A 14,365-nucleotide genomic window follows, 5' to 3' on the forward strand; every position below is an offset into this window, starting at 1 on the left:
TCGCCGCCGCTCTCCGCTCGCCGTTCGTGTGTCCCGCAGTCACGTATAGCTCGCGTGGATAAATACGTTCCTTGTCGTCGGTCCGACTCGGCGACGGCGAGACGCCGCGACGCGGCGCGATCGGGGAGCGGCGTCCCGACGTTCAGCCCGTCTCGACGGGAGTTTCGTCGCGAATCGCGGTACGGTCCCGGCCATACCGTAATCTGTTTATCGGCCCGGCAAGAATCCGCCGCTGTTATGACCGTCACAATCGTCGGGTCGCAACTCGGCGACGAAGGCAAGGGTGGCGTCGTCGATATCTACGGCGACGCCGCCGACGTCGTCGCCCGGTATCAGGGTGGCGACAACGCAGGACACACCGTCGTTCACGACGGCGATAAGTACAAGCTCTCCCTCGTCCCGTCCGGCGCGGTCCGGGGCAAGACCGGCGTGCTCGGCAACGGCTGCGTCGTCAACCCCGAGACACTGTTCGACGAGATCGACGCGCTTCGCGAGCGCGGTCTCGACCCCGACGTCCGCGTGGCCGAACGCGCACACGTTATCCTCCCCTACCACCGGCTGCTCGACGGCATCGAGGAATCCGAGAAGGAAGACCTCGCGGCCGGGACGACCAAGCGCGGCATCGGCCCGACCTACGAGGATAAGGCGGGGCGGCGCGGCGTCCGCGTCGGCGACCTCCTCGACCCGGACGTGCTCCGCGAACGCCTCGAGTACGTCGTTCCGCAGAAGAAGGCGCTCGCCGAGGAGGTTTTCGGGAAGGAAACCGGCGCCGAATTCGACGTCGACCACCTCTACGACCACTGTCGCGAGTACGGCGAGCGACTCGCCGAGGAGGGGATGACCGTCGACTGCGGCACCTTCTTACAGGGGCGGATCGACGCCGGCGACAACGTCATGCTCGAGGGCGCACAGGGGACGTCCCTCGACATCGACCACGGAGTCTACCCGTACGTTACCTCCTCGAACCCGACCGCGGGCGGCGCGACCGTCGGCACGGGACTCGGTCCAACCGTCGTCGGACGGGGCGAAGTGATCGGGATCGTCAAAGCGTACCTCTCCCGGGTCGGCACCGGTCCGCTGCCGACCGAGCTCGGCGGCGTCGAGGGGCAGACCCCGGACTACGACCCCGAGGCCGGCGCCGGCGACGAAGAGGAGCTCGCGACCTACATCCGCGACGAAGGTGGGGAGTACGGGACCGTCACGGGTCGACCCCGCCGCGTCGGGTGGCTCGACATGCCGATGCTGCGCCACGCCGCCCGCGCGAACGGGTTCACCGGTCTCGCCGTCAACCACGTCGACGTGCTCGCCGGCCTCGACGAGGTGAAGGTCGGTCACAGCTACGAGTTCGACGGCGACGAAATCGTCACCATGCCGCCGACGACCGAACAGTGGGGCCGCTGTAAGGCCACGTTCGAGACGTTCGACGGCTGGCCCGAGGTCGATTGGGCCGACGTCGCCGCGGACGGATACGACGCGATCCCGGAGAACGCGCGCACGTACCTCGAGTACATCGCCGACGAACTTGACACACCGATCTACTGCGTCGGCGTCGGCCCCGGCCGCGAAGAGACGGTCGTCGTCGAGAACCCGTACGAGTAGACGGCGGGCCCGTCCAGCGCTCCGGACGATCCCGAAGCCTTTTGCTGGATGCACCCAGTCATGCTATCATGAAGGAGTCGTTACTGGAGATTCTCTGCTGTCCACTCGACAAACACGATCTCGAACTCGAGGACGCCGAGTACGACGACGAGGAGGTCGTCGGCGGGACGCTGGTCTGCACCGAGTGCGGCGAGCGGTACCCGATCGACGACGGCATCCCGAACCTGCTACCGCCGGACATGCGCGAGGAGACACCGGCCTGATCCACCGTGTCTCCCCTCGAGGTCACCGTCGACGTCAATCGCGAGCCCGACGACGCCCTCGAAACTGACGTCGGGAGCGTCGAGACCTGCGAACCGGTCGACCTCGTGTTGCGCGGCCACCGGGCGCCCGCGCACGTCCACTGTCGGCTGGACGACGACCTCGATCGCGTCGCGACGATCGACCGGTCGAACTACTACGTCGAACCGGACGACGTCACGCACGTCCCGATCTCCGTCCACGCCGATCGTCTCGACGAGCCGGCCGGCGGGACGCTCGAAGTGATCGCCGGCTACGGCGCGGAGTCGATCTCGATCGACGTCACCGTCACGCCCGGACCGCCGCAGGTCGACGTCGACGAGTCGCTCTCGAAACCGACGCGAACGAGTCCCGAGCCGTCGCCCGCGGAGCAAGTGGTGACTCGCCTTTCGGCGGGATTCGGACTCGATTCGGGGACACTCGCGGTCGTCAGTCTCGGACTCGTCGCGGTGGCGATCGCGACGGCGACGGCGACGACGATCGGCGGCCCCGTTGTGTTCGGCGGGCTGGCGATCGTCGTTCTGGGCGTCGCCGTCGGACTCGGAATCCTGTTGTACGACTAGGACTGTCCCGCCCGATCGTGTCAGTCGTCGACCTCGCGGGCCCGGAGGGAGCCCTCGTCGTCGAACCGCTTCGCCCGCAGGTAGCGCGCCCGATAGCGGTTGGCGCCGTCGTTGACGTCGGCCTCGCGGATCTCGTCGATCCGGCCGTCGGCGACCGCGTCGATCAGCGCTTCGAGCTGGTTCAGCTCGCTCATCGTCAACTCGAGTTCGTACGTGCGCTCCGCCTCGGACTCGAGGATCGCCCACTTGCGCGCGGCGGCGACGACGAGCGAACAGGGTTCTCGACAGGGGAAGCGGCCGTCGCCGCCGTCCGCGTCGAGGTCGTCGTCCTCGTCGTACTGCCACTCCCGGCGGCGGAGACACTGGGAGTCGGCACAGCAGGCCTCGGCCATCCACTCGACGGCCTCCCGGGGGAGTTCGTCGACCACGTCGTAGATGCCGGTCTGTCGTTCGGCCGTCCCGCGCCAGTGGTCGACGTCCAGCTCGCCGCGCCGTTCGCGGTGCCAGTTGGCGATCGTCGCCGGGTAGAAGAACTCGATCGCCTCGACGAGCTCCGCCCCGGAGAGGTCGGTGAAAGCCCATCCCGAAACCAGCGTCGGAGCCGTCTTCAACGGCCGGTACCGCCCGTCCTCGTCGTACGTCGCGATCTCGCGGGCCGTCCGAGGGTCGTCGTACGCGTCGAGGTCTGCGAGGTCGGTATCGGCGTCGTCGACGTGCCGGAGGTCGTAGACGCGTTCGCCCGGCAGCCGGTCGGCGCCGTCGCTGTCGACGAATCGAGCGGTGATACTCAGTTGCCCCCACTCGCGATCGATGCCCCCCCGGAGCGCCTCGTACCGATCGGGGACGGCGAGCGTCGCACCGGTTTTCTCGCGGTCGGCGGAGCCGCGTTCGTCGGGGTCCCCGTCGCCCGATCGGTCGGTAGCTTCGCCGTCGATCGGCGCCCGTTCGCACCACCGGAGGAACGCCTGGCGGGCGGTCCCCTCGCCGCCGATCGATCGCCTCCAGTAGCGCCAGTTCGTCACGTACGCCGGGATCGCCTCGAGTGCGTCGCGGAGTTCGGCCTCGTCGAGCCCCGCCCAGCCGCTCGCGGGGGTTTCGAGGCGGTAGCCGTCGTCGTCGACCGCAAGGCGGAGGCCGTCGAATGTCAGGTCGCCGTCCGCCTCCGCGGCCTCGTGGAGGGCGTCGACGGCCGTCGTCGTCAGGGACACGATCAGTCACCCGCGCCGGCGTTCGTGTCTGCACGGCCGCTGCCGCCGTCGCCGTCGGTCGCTGATCGAACGCGGGCGCGGATCTCGTCCACTGCGTCGCCGATATCGGCGCCCGCGTCGGCCGTCCGTTCGAGGACGACGTCGGCCGTCAATTCCTCGGTGCCGACGGCGCCGGCGTACCAGATCCGGTGGCCGTCGACCTCGGCCGGGACGTCCCACCCCGTTGTGTAGTCCTCGGTCAGCCCCACGTCCTCGGGGATGTCCTCTTGTGTGTGGTACCCGTCGGCGATGAACAGCGGCACGACGACGACGTCTTCGCTCTCGAAGTAGTCGGTGACGTCGTCGACCTCGGGTTCCTCGTCCATGAACAGCGCGCGCACCTCGTCGAACCGACCACGCTCGCGGATGCGCTCGGTGTGGTACTCGATCGCCTTCGCGGAGTTCTCGTTGCGGTCCGTGCCGTGGCCGACGACCGCGAGGCCGACCCCTTCGCCGACGCCGGGATCGCCCGTGACGGATTCGGCTCGCTGAACGATCACGTCCGTCATCGCGTCGTGCGTGCCGATCGGCCCGCAGTAGTGGATCGTCTTGTCGACGTCGCTCGCCTCGAGCGTCGCGTCGGAGGCCTCGGTACCGTCGGACTCCCACAGGTCAGGGTCCCACTTCTCGAGGCGGAGTTCGCGCGGGATCACCCGTTCGGTGAAGTATCCCTCGCTGATGAAGAGGGGAACGACGAACACCTCGTCGGATTCGAGGGTGCGGATGACCTCGCGGAAGTGGGGTTCTTCCTTCCAGAACGCCTCGCGAACCTCGTCGAACGCGCCCGTTTCGCGAACGCGGTCCGCGTGTGCGTAGGTCGGATCGGAGGCGTCCGGATTCAGGTGCGATCCGTGAGCCGCGATGACCAGCGCTTGCATAGCCGGCAGTTGGTGCGGGGACGGTTTAGGACTTCCTAACGTGGAGAACGCGCGATCCGGGGCCCGCGTTCACACCGTAAACTCGGTCCGGGCTTCGTACGTCGCGTTTCGGGACTGGAGCGCTCCCAGGGCGGTGTACTCGCCGGATTCTGGATCGCTCCACTCGCCCTCGTAGGTCGCCCGCGCGCCGGGATCGATCGTCTCCGATCCGAGCACCTGCGCGAACATCCGGCCGTCGGTAAAGCGCCAGACCTCGCGGCCCTCGCTCTCGACGACGAACTCGGCCCGGCAGGCGTCCGAGAACTGCAGTTCGAGCGGGTCGTCCCCAGCGTTGGTCACCGTGAGCGCGAACGTCACCGTCTCCGATTCCGATTCGTCCGTCGATACCGTCGCCTCGAGCGAACCCTCGAGTTCCATACGTTCGCTTCGAGGGTGGGGAAAATAGGTCTTCCCTCGATTCGTCGGTTCGACGGGGGAGGAAGTGACGGGGCGAGGAGCCGTCGAGAGCACGAAACGGCTCGCGAACACTCGCGTCGCCTCGCCAGTACGTATCGATACTACTTCGTTACTACGACGTTGTCGAGGTAACTCGTGTCGTCACCCGCCCGATACTCGCCGCGGATGCGGAGGACTTCCAAGTTCGCGAGGACGTCGCGGAACCGTTCTTCCGTCGCCAGCGGCTCCCCGCTCGTCAGATCGATCCAGATCGCGTCGGCCGTGAGCGGGACCTCGTACGAGGTCCACTCCTCACCCGGATTGCCCTGGTCGCCGCGGAACTCGTAGACGAGCTTCCGATCGCCGCTCGCGAGCAGCACGTCGCCGCCTTCGACGGGCTCGGCGTCGAACTGCCGATCGGTCCGGGCTTGGCGAAGATCGAACGATAACTGCCCGCCGTAGAACGCCTCGCGGTCGCCGAGGAACTTAAACGGCGCCTGATAGTACCAGGCGATGCCGCCCTGATCCTCGTCGTCGCTGATGTGTCCGCCGGGATTGCCGCCGCTGGCGCGGTAGGTCGGACGGTTGCTCCCGCCGTTCTGCGAGATGAGCCAGCCCTCGGCGTCGTCGTCGAACGTGCTCTCGACGCGGTCGCGTTGTTCGGTCCCGGGATCGATATCCGACGTGTGGATCGTCTTCGAGAACTGTTCCGTCCCTTCCTCGTCGTAGATGTCGATCGTCAGCGTCTCGCCCGACTCGTCGACCTCGACGGTGCCGAAGTTGGTGTACTCGCCCTTGGCGAAGAACTCCGTCGGATTTAGCGCCGGGTAGAGATCGTCCGGCGCGCCGGCGGGGGCTCCGAGCGGACCGGCGGTCGCCTCGAAGAACTCGAACGCGCCGTCGTCGTTCGGATCGAACGCGCCGACGACGGACTTGTGAACGTCGCCCGCGACGACGACCAGATTCGAGATCTCCGCCGTCTGAACGTGGTTGACGATCTCGAGGAGCTCCGCCTCGTATCCCGTTCGATCCGCCTCGGTCGCCCACGAGTCGGACGGGTATCCCAGCGGAGCCGGCGAGGCCAGCAGCTTCCACGTCGCGTCGGAGTCGGCGAGCGACTCCTTCAGCCACTCGAGTTGGTCCGCCCCGAGCAGCGTCTTCGAGCCGAGGCCGACGTTCGGGTCGCGGTACTGGCGCGTGTCGATGACGAACAGTTCGACGTGTTTCCCCCATCGGAACGAGTCGTAGAAGCGGTTGGACTCGCCGGGATCGGCGGTCTCGTCGCGGTCGAGCGGCCAGTACTCGCGGAACGCTCGTCGCCCCTCGGGCATCAGCGGCTCGATCGGCCCCGCGAAGTTGTTGATGACCTCGTGGTCGTCCCAGACGGTGTAGACCGAAGTCGACTTGAGCAGTTCCTGCAGGTAGGTCCGCTCCGCGATCTCGGCCGGCGGATCGCGCATCTCCTTGTACTTGGCGCGGTAGATTTCGAGCGCGTCGTCGATCGGCGTGTTCTCGGTGATCTTGCCGGCCGGGGTCCGCGCGTCGGCGTAGATCGTATCACCGTGATAGAGGAAGAAGTCCGGTTCGCGCTCCGCGATCGTCCGGAGGCCCGGGAACGGCGGTTCGACGGGATCGTCCCCGTAACCCCACGTATCGCCGCTCCAGGCGAACGTAACGCTCGCCTCGTCGTCGGGCGCCGGCGCCGTGACGAAGGTACCGCTTTCGACCGCGTCCGGAACGATTTCGTCACTCGGTTTGCCGTTCCCGCGCCCGGCGGGCTCCGAATCCGATCGCGGTCCGCGCCCCTCGTCGGACTCCGATTCGTTCTCGGCTCTTCCGTTTCCGCGTCGACCGCCTACCGGTCGGTACCGCAGGTCCGTGGCCGTGGCCCAGACGTGATACCGGTAGCGAGTCCCCGGTGCGAGTTTTTCGAGCCGAACGTGACCGGCGTAGTCGGTTTCGGCGTCGACGTTCGTCCGGTCGTAGCCGACGCGATCGAACGATTCGTCGGGGCTGTACGCGACGTGGATCGTCGCGTCGTCGGCGGTTCGAGTCCATACGACCGCCGTCGTGTCGGTGACGTCGCCCGCGGCGACGCCGTGGGTCAGCGAGACGAAGTCGTCGGGATCGGTCGCCGATTCCGACGCGTTCGAATTCGAATCCGCGTCCGAGTTCGATTGGGCGGCTGCGGTCCCCATCAGCCCCGCCGAGGTCGCAGCCAGTCCGATCGTCTGTAGAAACGTTCGTCGATTGTTCGTCGCCCGTTCGCCCAGTCTATCGCGAGGCGCGTTCGTCATGATCGCAGTAAATATCTGGTGAGATGAATACAATAATTTATATATTTTTAGTAAATTACATAATATAGGACATAATTTCGTCTTTTCGTCGCCGTATCGATACGTAGTAGCGTGTACTCCCACACACGCAGACGAACCGTTGCCGTGACGTTCAGTGGCGAACCCGTTCGAGCAGCGAGAGCGCTACGCCTATTTACGCCCGGCCCGAACCCGCGGGCGTGCAACTGGTGGGCTACGAGCCGAGCGGTCGCGGGTCGGCGATGCTGGTGAGCGACGGCGGTGCCGTCGACCGCGTGGCGCTCGAGGCCGGGAACGTGCTCTCGTACTCGCTCGGGACCCGCCACTGCGCCGGGACGATCGACGACGGCCAGCACGTCCCCTGCGATCGGCCGGCGGCACCGTACTGCGAGTACCATACGAGCACCTGGATCTGCGCCCGGTGCACCGGAACCTGCCTGAAAGACGAGATGGACTGTTACGAGGAGCACGCGGTGTACATCGCGGCGTTCGCGCCCGACACGTTCAAGGTCGGCGTGACCAAACACCGCCGCCTCGAAACCCGGCTGCGAGAACAGGGGGCCGATCGCGCGGCCCACGTTCACACCGTCTCGAACGGTCGCATCGCCCGCGAGATCGAGGCCGAGATCGCCGCCCGGCTGGTCGATCGCGTCCGGACCGACGCGAAGGTCGACGCCCTTGCGAGCGAGGTCGACGAAACCGCCTGGGAGGCGGTGCTCGAAGCGTTCGACGTCATCGATCGGTACGCGTTCGACCACGGGATCGACGTCGACGTCCGCCCGGTTCGCGAGACGATCGCCTCCGGGACCGTCGTCGGCGTGAAGGGGCGACTACTCGTGGTCGAACGCGGCGGCACGACGTACGCGGTCGACATGCGCGATCTGGTGGGCTACGAACTCGACGAGGGGACGACGGAAAAGCGACTGCAGTCGTCGCTCGGGTCGTTCGGGTGACGAAACGCCCTTCCCGGTCCCGAACTGGTCCGCGCGGTTCGTTCTGCAGGTCGAGTTACATCCGAGCGATGTACACCGATCGGTCGGTATCGTGCGCCCGGTCTCCGTTCCAACGGCCTCGGTTCGTCTTCCGAAACCGCTCGGGTTTCGCTCGAATTTCAGCGCTGCCAACCGATTCGATCGTCCGAAACATGGCAACCCTTTTCCCCGGCGGTCAAGAATCCGAAGGTATGTCGGACGAAAACGAACCCACGGACGAGCCGGACAACGGCGGCGGCGACGGCGAAGAGAAATCCTTCCGCGAGCGCGTCGAGGAGATCCGCGAGAAGCGCGCCGAGGAGGGCGAGGGCGAAGGCGAGGCGCCCGAGAGCCCGTTCGGCGGCGGTGGCGGCCCGGGCGGTCCCGGCATGGGCGGAAACCCGTTCGCACAGATGATGGGCGGCATGATGGGCGGCGGCCCCGGCGGCCCCGGCGGTCCGGGCGGCCGCGGTGGCGAAGGCGGAAACGAGGAACTCGTCCGCGAGGTTCGACAGCTTCGCGACGAAATGCGCGACCAGACCCGCGCGCTCAAGCGCATCGCCGACGCCCTCGAAAACGACGACTAATCCTGCATCGTCTGCGCTTCTCAGTTCTCCGAATCCGGAAGCGCCGCATCCACCGCCCTGCGCTTTTCCCGCCACCTCGTGACGCGCGCCGACAGCGACCAGCGACCGACGAGGTGGCCGGCGAGGTCGACGCTGACGTAGCCGAGCCCGATCCCCGCGATCACGTCGATCGCCCAGTGAATGCCCAGATACATCGTCGAGAGCGAGACGCAGATCGCGAGGACGACCGCGACGGCAGCCCATTTCGGATAGACCCGCCGCGTCTTCCACGCGAGCAAGGCGACGGTCGACGCGAGCGAGGCGTGCAGGGACGGAAAGACGTTGGTGTTGCGGTTGACCTGCCGGGTGAGGTGCTGGTACTCGGGGTAGGTGTCGTACAGCAGGGCCACGACTTCGGGCATCATGTTTCGCGGCCCGTAGGCGATGACGAGCACGTACAGCACCAGTCCGATCGCGTAGTTGAGCGTGTACGCCGTCAGAAGCTCCCGGAGCGGCCGGGTGTTCGAGAGCGCGAAGTACGCCACTACCGGGAAGACGAGCAGGAAGACGTAGCCGTAGATGTAGGTGAACGAGAAGAAGGCCGTCACTTCCGGGGTCGCGTACGACTGCAGCCAGAGGACGAACTCGCCTTCGAGCTCGTAGATGGGCTCGGTCAGGTTCCAGCCGAACATCCACGAGAGGTCGGGGACGATCTGCCTGGCGACGCTGTTGAACAGCAACACGCTCGCGAGGACGACGGTGATCGGGACGACCTCTCGAACGCGTGTCTTCCACTCCCGTCGGGTATCTCGGAGCCGATACCGTCCGACGAACGCGGCGATCCCGACGAGGAGCATGACGGTGACGACCGCGACCAGCCGAGCGAGCACTTCCTCAAGCATCACCGACTCTTCGAGCATTACTGTCTCACCCGGAGCGTCCCGTCGGCGGCGTATCTGAACCCGGCCTCCTCGAACGCCGATCGCGCCGCCTCGACGTCGAGGGCGCCGGTCCCGTCGGTTCCGAGAAACGGCGTTTCGGGGTCTTCACCGTTCCACTCGAGGCTGCCGGGCGTCCACTCCTCGGGAACGGGCGTCGCGATCGGTCGGGCGTGGCCGTGGAACACCTCCTCGACGAGCCACGCCTTGTCGAGCAGCCGCGCGACGACGCGCCTGAACCGGGGGTTGGAGAACGGCGCTTTCCGCGCGTTGAAGCCGAGGTGGTAGAACGTCCACGACGGCGACTCGAGCAGTCGCGTGTCGTCCGTCTCCTCGACGCCGTCGAGGACGTACGTTTCCAGCGCGTCGCTGGTGATGTCCGCTTCGTTCGTGTTGACGAGTTCGATCGCGGACGTGCTCCGCGGATCGATCTGGAAGCGGACCGTCTCCACGGTCGGTTCGGGAAGTTCGACGCCCGAGCGGCGCGTGAAGTGGTCGTCGAACCGTTCGAGGGTGACGTGTTCGCGCTCGCTTCGGCTCGAAAACCGGAAGGGGCCGCTCCCGATCGGCGGCCAGTTGTCCGTGACGACCGCCTCCGTCGTCCCCTGGGCGACGCGGACGCCGGGCAGGTCCGCGGCCGCCGATCGCGGCTTCCAGACGTGTTCCGGCAGGATCGGGACGGTCAGCGCGCGCTCGGCGACGGGTCGGTTCGCGTCGACGGGCAGTTCGACGCGGCCCTCGTCGTCGTCGAACTCGATCGCGTCCGCGTCGACGGCCGACGTTCGCCCGCGGTACCGGGGCGATGGCGACGGGCTCACCCCCTCGCCGAGTGTGGTGTCCGCGAGGAACCGGTAGGTGAACGCGACGTCCGAGGCGTCGAGGGCGTCGTCGTCGTGAAACCGAAGGTCATCTCGGAGCGTCACCGCGAGCGTGCCGTCGTTCCAGTCCCACGACTCGGCCGCCCAGGCCGTCAGTTCGCCGTCGATTTCGATCGCGAGCGGGTCGTACAGCAGATCGACGAACGCCTCCAAATCGCGGTATTCGGCCATGATCGGGTTGGCGTTCTCCGAGGGTCGGGCGTCCGTGTGGGCCGCTCGGATCCCGTCGACGCCGTCGCTCGGATCGAGGCCGAGATAGCCGGGGCCGGTCGCGGGGTGGCGATCGCCCCAGCCATCGAACCGATCGGTCCGGACCAGCCGGTGCTCTTCGGGGACGCAGATCGGCACGAACGGCTGTTCGAGGGCGATCGCCTCGAGCGCGTCGGCCACCGCTTCGTCCCGATCGGCCGGATCGACCCGCCGCTGTTCCTCGAGCAACTCGTCCACGTGCAGGTTCGTGAAGCCGAAGGGGTTCTGCCAGCCGGATTCGTCGGCGTAGAGCGAGTGCAACGCCTCGTAAAGGAAGTCCGGATCGGTTCCGCCGGGGTGTTGTCCCACGTAGACGTCGAAGTCGTAGTTGAACAGGATCGCCCGGTTGACCTCCTCGTTCGACCGCATCTCGATCGAGACGTCGGCGCCGACGGCGTCGAAGACGGCGGCGATCTCCCGCGCGAGCTGGATGCTCTCCCGATCGCCGTCGGCGGGCCGCGTCGTGATCGTGAGCGAGAGCTGCTCGATGTCGTCCCGGTTGACGATACTGCGAACCTGCCGAACGCAGCCGCTGGTGGCGACCGTCAACCCGCCCGCCGCCGCGAGCATCGCCCGCCGACTGTACCCGGCCTCGGAACCGCCCGTCCGTCTCTCGGCCATCTGTGTCGTGCCTGCACTTCGATACCGGCGATATAACAGTATTGTGTTGCGGCGTCCGGGCGGGCCGCCCGAAGTTGACTGAACGCGGCCTCGGATCTGCGTTCGGCCGGACGTCTCGGCGCTACCGATCCAGCTGTCGGTCGACCGTCGTTCGGACGGACGCGACCGCGTCACGGAGGTCCCGCAGCGACCACCGATCGACCAGTCGATCCGACGCGGCGACGGAGACGAGCGCGAGCGCGATTCCGGCGGCGACGTCGATCCCCCAGTGGATGCCGAGGTACATCGTCGAGACGACGATGCTGAGGGCGAGCCCGACGGCGACGGGAAGCCACGACGGGTACTCGTCGCGGGTCGCGTAGGCGAAGCAGGCGACCGTCATCGACAGCGAGGTGTGCAGCGAGGGAAAGACGTTCCGGCGGTCGTTGACCTCCTGGGTGAGGTACTGGAACTGTGGGCTGTTGTCGTACAGCATCGTCTCGGACACCAGCTCGGGCATGTAGTTCCGGGGGCCGTACGCGACGATGAGGACGTAGAGCACGACCCCGATCGCGTAGTTGAGCGAGTAGGCCGTCAGCAGTCGCCGGAACGGTCGCGTGTTCGATAGCGCGAAGTACGCGATGACGGGAAAGATGAGCAGGAAGGTGTAGCCGTACACGTAGGCGACGGTGAAGTAGGTGTTCATCTCCGAGGATGCGATCCGCTGGAAGAGCAGGACGAACTCCCCTTCGATCTCGTAGAAATTCACGTGGATCCCGATATCGCGGGAGATCGACGGGCCGGCCCGTCTCATGATCCGATTGCACACGAGGACGATGGACAGGATGACGATGACCGGTGCACTCGTCCGGAGTCGGGCTCTCCACTCCGTGTGAGTCCGCTTGAGGCGCTCGAGGCCGACGAAGATCGCGATCGCGAGCGGTAGCGCTACCCCGACGACGGCGACGACTCGCGCCAGTACTTCCGCGAGCATTGGTATCAGTGCCGGCTCAGGAGCCGGCCCCGGTCGTCGTACCTGAAGCCTGCCCCCTCGAACGTTCGTCTCGCTCGTTCGACGTCGAGTTCGCCGTCGGTGCCGAAAAACGGCGTCACGGGGTCCTGCCCGTTCCACGCGAGCTCCTCGGGCGTCCACTCGTCGGAGACGGGCGTCGCCAGGGGCCGCGCGTGGTCGTCGAAGACGTTCTCGACGAGCGACGCCTTGTCGAGCAGTTGCGCGACCGCCCGGCGGAAGTGCGAGTTGCTGAACGGCGACGTTCGCGTATTGAACCCGAGGAGGTAGAACGTCTGCGACGGCGACTCCAGCCGCGTCAAGTCGGACCCGTCCGGGATCTCCACGATCGCGTGGGCGCCGAGGCGAGAGGCGGTGACGTCGGCATCGCCGCTATCGATGCGCTTGATCGAGGACTTGCTGCCCGGGTCCACGGTGAACCGGAGTTCCTCGACGGGCGCTTCCGGCTGGTCGACGTTCTCCCGGCGCGTAAAGTGATCCTCGAAGCGCACGAGCGTCAGGTGTTCGCGCTCGGCGTGGTCCGCGTACCGGTACGGGCCGCTGCCGGTCGGGGGAAGGTTGTCCATCGTGACGAGCCCCCACTCGCCTTGGGGTGCCGAGAAGTCCCCGCCGTCGGACCGATCGAGGACCTGCGCTTCCCACCGGTGTTTCGGGAGGATCGGCACCGCCAACGCGCGGGTCCCGGCCTCGGTTCCGGTCGAGACGCCGATCGTGAGTCGGTGGTCGCCCTCGATCTTGACCCGCTCGATGGCCGCCGCGTGACTGCGGTACCGCGGCGCGGGCGACGGGGCGTTGGCTCGGCCGAGAGCCGTGTCTCCGAGGAATCGGTAGGTGAAGGCGACGTCCCGCGCGGTGACGGGCTCGCCGTCGTGGAAGACACAGCCCTCGCGGAGCGCGATCGTCGCCGTCGCCAGTTCGTTCTCGGTCGCGTTCTCGTCCGGCTCGCGCCACTCCCAGGACTCGGCGAGCCAGGGCTCGTAGGATCCGTCGCGGACGGTCACGAGCGAGTCGTACAGCAGGCCGATCGTCGGTCCCTGATCGCGATAGGGCGCCGAGAGGGGGTTCACGTTCCGCGACGGCCGGGAGTCGGTGAGCAGCGCGTGGAGCCGATCGACGTTGGCCGTCGGCTTCAGGCCAAGGTAGCCGTGGCGCGTCCCGAGGTGGCCGCCGTCCCAGCCCTCGAATCGATCCGTTCTGGCGATCCGGTACGCGTCCGGAACGCAGATCGGATCGAAGGGCTTCTCCTGGGCCAGCGCGTTCAGGACTTCGCCGACGTTTCGTCGGCGCGCCTCGCCGTCGGTTCGCCGCTGTTCTTCGAGCAGTGCGTCGAAGGCGATGCTGGTGAACCCGAAGGGGTTCTGCCAGCCGGCTTCGCTCGCGTACGTCGAGTGGAGGGCCTCGTAGAGGAAGTCCGGATCATCACTGGTGGGATGCGTGCCGACGTAGCAGTCGAAGTCGTGCTCGATCAATACCGTCTCCAGCACTTCGGACCGCGATCGCATGTCGATGGAGACGTCTACGCCCACCGCCTCGAGGTTCTCCTCGAGATGGCGGGCGAGCTGGACGTTCTCCCTGTCTCCGTCCGCGGGGACCGTCAGGATGGAGATCGAAAGTTGCTCGGTTCCCTCGTCGTCGACGACGCTCTGGACGCGATCGATACAGCCACTGGTCGAGAGGGTGAGTCCGGCCGCGCCTGCGGCGAGGACCGACCGTCTGCTGACGCCGTCAACGGGAGTGGTCGAATCTCGATTCATTCAAGTCTCTTTCAGAGTTCTCCGTGGGTATATAACAATATT

13 protein-coding genes are annotated in these 14,365 nt (G+C 66.9%); 5 read left to right on the forward strand and 8 right to left on the reverse strand.

Translation table 11 applies throughout. The annotated features are described in order from the left end of the window. Window positions 1–237: 237 nt before the first annotated feature. The 3 genes from MUH00_RS14750 to MUH00_RS14760 all read left to right on the forward strand — a co-directional run bounded on the left by MUH00_RS14750 (window position 238) and on the right by MUH00_RS14760 (window position 2,462). Window positions 238–1,599, forward strand: coding sequence for an adenylosuccinate synthase (locus tag MUH00_RS14750; RefSeq protein ID WP_246999833.1), 1,362 nt, complete (start codon window positions 238–240; stop codon window positions 1,597–1,599). A gap of 68 nt (window positions 1,600–1,667) precedes the next feature. Then, a complete protein-coding gene (locus tag MUH00_RS14755) occupies window positions 1,668–1,862 on the forward strand; it encodes a methytransferase partner Trm112 (protein WP_246999835.1) in 195 nt (64 codons plus the stop codon). A gap of 6 nt (window positions 1,863–1,868) precedes the next feature. Continuing rightward, window positions 1,869–2,462 carry a DUF7524 family protein gene (locus tag MUH00_RS14760; protein ID WP_246999837.1) on the forward strand — a complete coding sequence of 198 codons (594 nt, stop codon included), beginning with the start codon at window positions 1,869–1,871 and terminating at the stop codon, window positions 2,460–2,462. A 20-nt stretch (window positions 2,463–2,482) separates the two neighbouring features. Here the strand turns inward: MUH00_RS14760 and MUH00_RS14765 are convergent, their stop codons facing one another. The 4 genes from MUH00_RS14765 to MUH00_RS14780 all read right to left on the reverse strand — a co-directional run bounded on the left by MUH00_RS14765 (window position 2,483) and on the right by MUH00_RS14780 (window position 7,319). Further along, complete coding sequence (locus MUH00_RS14765) at window positions 2,483–3,670, reverse strand: DR2241 family protein (RefSeq protein ID WP_246999839.1); 1,188 nt, start codon at window positions 3,668–3,670, stop codon at window positions 2,483–2,485. Window positions 3,671–3,672: 2 nt separating this feature from the next. Next, window positions 3,673–4,587: a CbiX/SirB N-terminal domain-containing protein gene (locus MUH00_RS14770; RefSeq protein ID WP_246999841.1), complete on the reverse strand. Its 915-nt coding sequence runs from the start codon at window positions 4,585–4,587 to the stop codon at window positions 3,673–3,675. Window positions 4,588–4,656: 69 nt separating this feature from the next. Continuing rightward, window positions 4,657–5,004: a BsuPI-related putative proteinase inhibitor gene (locus MUH00_RS14775; protein WP_246999843.1), complete on the reverse strand. Its 348-nt coding sequence runs from the start codon at window positions 5,002–5,004 to the stop codon at window positions 4,657–4,659. A gap of 140 nt (window positions 5,005–5,144) precedes the next feature. Then, window positions 5,145–7,319: an alkaline phosphatase D family protein gene (locus MUH00_RS14780; protein ID WP_246999845.1), complete on the reverse strand. Its 2,175-nt coding sequence runs from the start codon at window positions 7,317–7,319 to the stop codon at window positions 5,145–5,147. 218 nt (window positions 7,320–7,537) lie between these two features. Between MUH00_RS14780 and MUH00_RS14785 the strand changes: the two genes are divergently transcribed. Both MUH00_RS14785 and MUH00_RS14790 read left to right on the forward strand, forming a co-directional pair. Continuing rightward, window positions 7,538–8,290 (forward strand): DUF2797 domain-containing protein, encoded by a 753-nt coding sequence (locus MUH00_RS14785; RefSeq protein WP_246999847.1) that lies wholly within the window; start codon window positions 7,538–7,540, stop codon window positions 8,288–8,290. Between the two features lie 191 nt (window positions 8,291–8,481). After that, entirely contained in the window at window positions 8,482–8,895 is a 414-nt protein-coding gene (locus MUH00_RS14790) for a hypothetical protein (RefSeq protein WP_246999849.1), read from the forward strand. A gap of 20 nt (window positions 8,896–8,915) precedes the next feature. On the opposite strand, the gene MUH00_RS14795 is transcribed toward MUH00_RS14790, so the two are convergent. From MUH00_RS14795 to MUH00_RS14810, 4 genes are all read right to left on the reverse strand, one after another. Further along, window positions 8,916–9,776: a phosphatase PAP2 family protein gene (locus MUH00_RS14795; protein ID WP_247003980.1), complete on the reverse strand. Its 861-nt coding sequence runs from the start codon at window positions 9,774–9,776 to the stop codon at window positions 8,916–8,918. 17 nt (window positions 9,777–9,793) lie between these two features. Beyond that, window positions 9,794–11,560, reverse strand: a complete 1,767-nt coding sequence (locus MUH00_RS14800) for an ABC transporter substrate-binding protein (protein WP_246999851.1) — start codon at window positions 11,558–11,560, stop codon at window positions 9,794–9,796. 121 nt (window positions 11,561–11,681) lie between these two features. Beyond that, complete coding sequence (locus tag MUH00_RS14805) at window positions 11,682–12,533, reverse strand: phosphatase PAP2 family protein (RefSeq protein ID WP_246999853.1); 852 nt, start codon at window positions 12,531–12,533, stop codon at window positions 11,682–11,684. A gap of 5 nt (window positions 12,534–12,538) precedes the next feature. Continuing rightward, complete coding sequence (locus tag MUH00_RS14810; RefSeq protein ID WP_246999855.1) at window positions 12,539–14,323, reverse strand: ABC transporter substrate-binding protein; 1,785 nt, start codon at window positions 14,321–14,323, stop codon at window positions 12,539–12,541. Between the last annotated feature and the right edge of the window lie 42 nt (window positions 14,324–14,365).

It is taken from the genome of Halosolutus gelatinilyticus, assembly GCF_023028105.1.
Taxonomy (GTDB): Archaea; Halobacteriota; Halobacteria; order Halobacteriales; family Natrialbaceae; genus Halosolutus; species Halosolutus gelatinilyticus.

What these genes read in the sequence shown, in the direction of transcription:
- MUH00_RS14755 (WP_246999835.1), top strand. Translation starts at nt 1,668, where the DNA reads ATGAAGGAGTCGTTACTGGAGATTCTCTGCTGTCCACTCGACAAACAC.
- MUH00_RS14780 (WP_246999845.1), bottom strand. Translation starts at nt 7,319, where the DNA reads ATGACGAACGCGCCTCGCGATAGACTGGGCGAACGGGCGACGAACAAT.
- MUH00_RS14790 (WP_246999849.1), top strand. Translation starts at nt 8,482, where the DNA reads ATGGCAACCCTTTTCCCCGGCGGTCAAGAATCCGAAGGTATGTCGGAC.
- MUH00_RS14805 (WP_246999853.1), bottom strand. Translation starts at nt 12,533, where the DNA reads ATGCTCGCGGAAGTACTGGCGCGAGTCGTCGCCGTCGTCGGGGTAGCG.
- MUH00_RS14750 (WP_246999833.1), top strand. Translation starts at nt 238, where the DNA reads ATGACCGTCACAATCGTCGGGTCGCAACTCGGCGACGAAGGCAAGGGT.
- MUH00_RS14795 (WP_247003980.1), bottom strand. Translation starts at nt 9,776, where the DNA reads ATGCTTGAGGAAGTGCTCGCTCGGCTGGTCGCGGTCGTCACCGTCATG.
- MUH00_RS14800 (WP_246999851.1), bottom strand. Translation starts at nt 11,560, where the DNA reads ATGGCCGAGAGACGGACGGGCGGTTCCGAGGCCGGGTACAGTCGGCGG.
- MUH00_RS14775 (WP_246999843.1), bottom strand. Translation starts at nt 5,004, where the DNA reads ATGGAACTCGAGGGTTCGCTCGAGGCGACGGTATCGACGGACGAATCG.
- MUH00_RS14810 (WP_246999855.1), bottom strand. Translation starts at nt 14,323, where the DNA reads ATGAATCGAGATTCGACCACTCCCGTTGACGGCGTCAGCAGACGGTCG.
- MUH00_RS14770 (WP_246999841.1), bottom strand. Translation starts at nt 4,587, where the DNA reads ATGCAAGCGCTGGTCATCGCGGCTCACGGATCGCACCTGAATCCGGAC.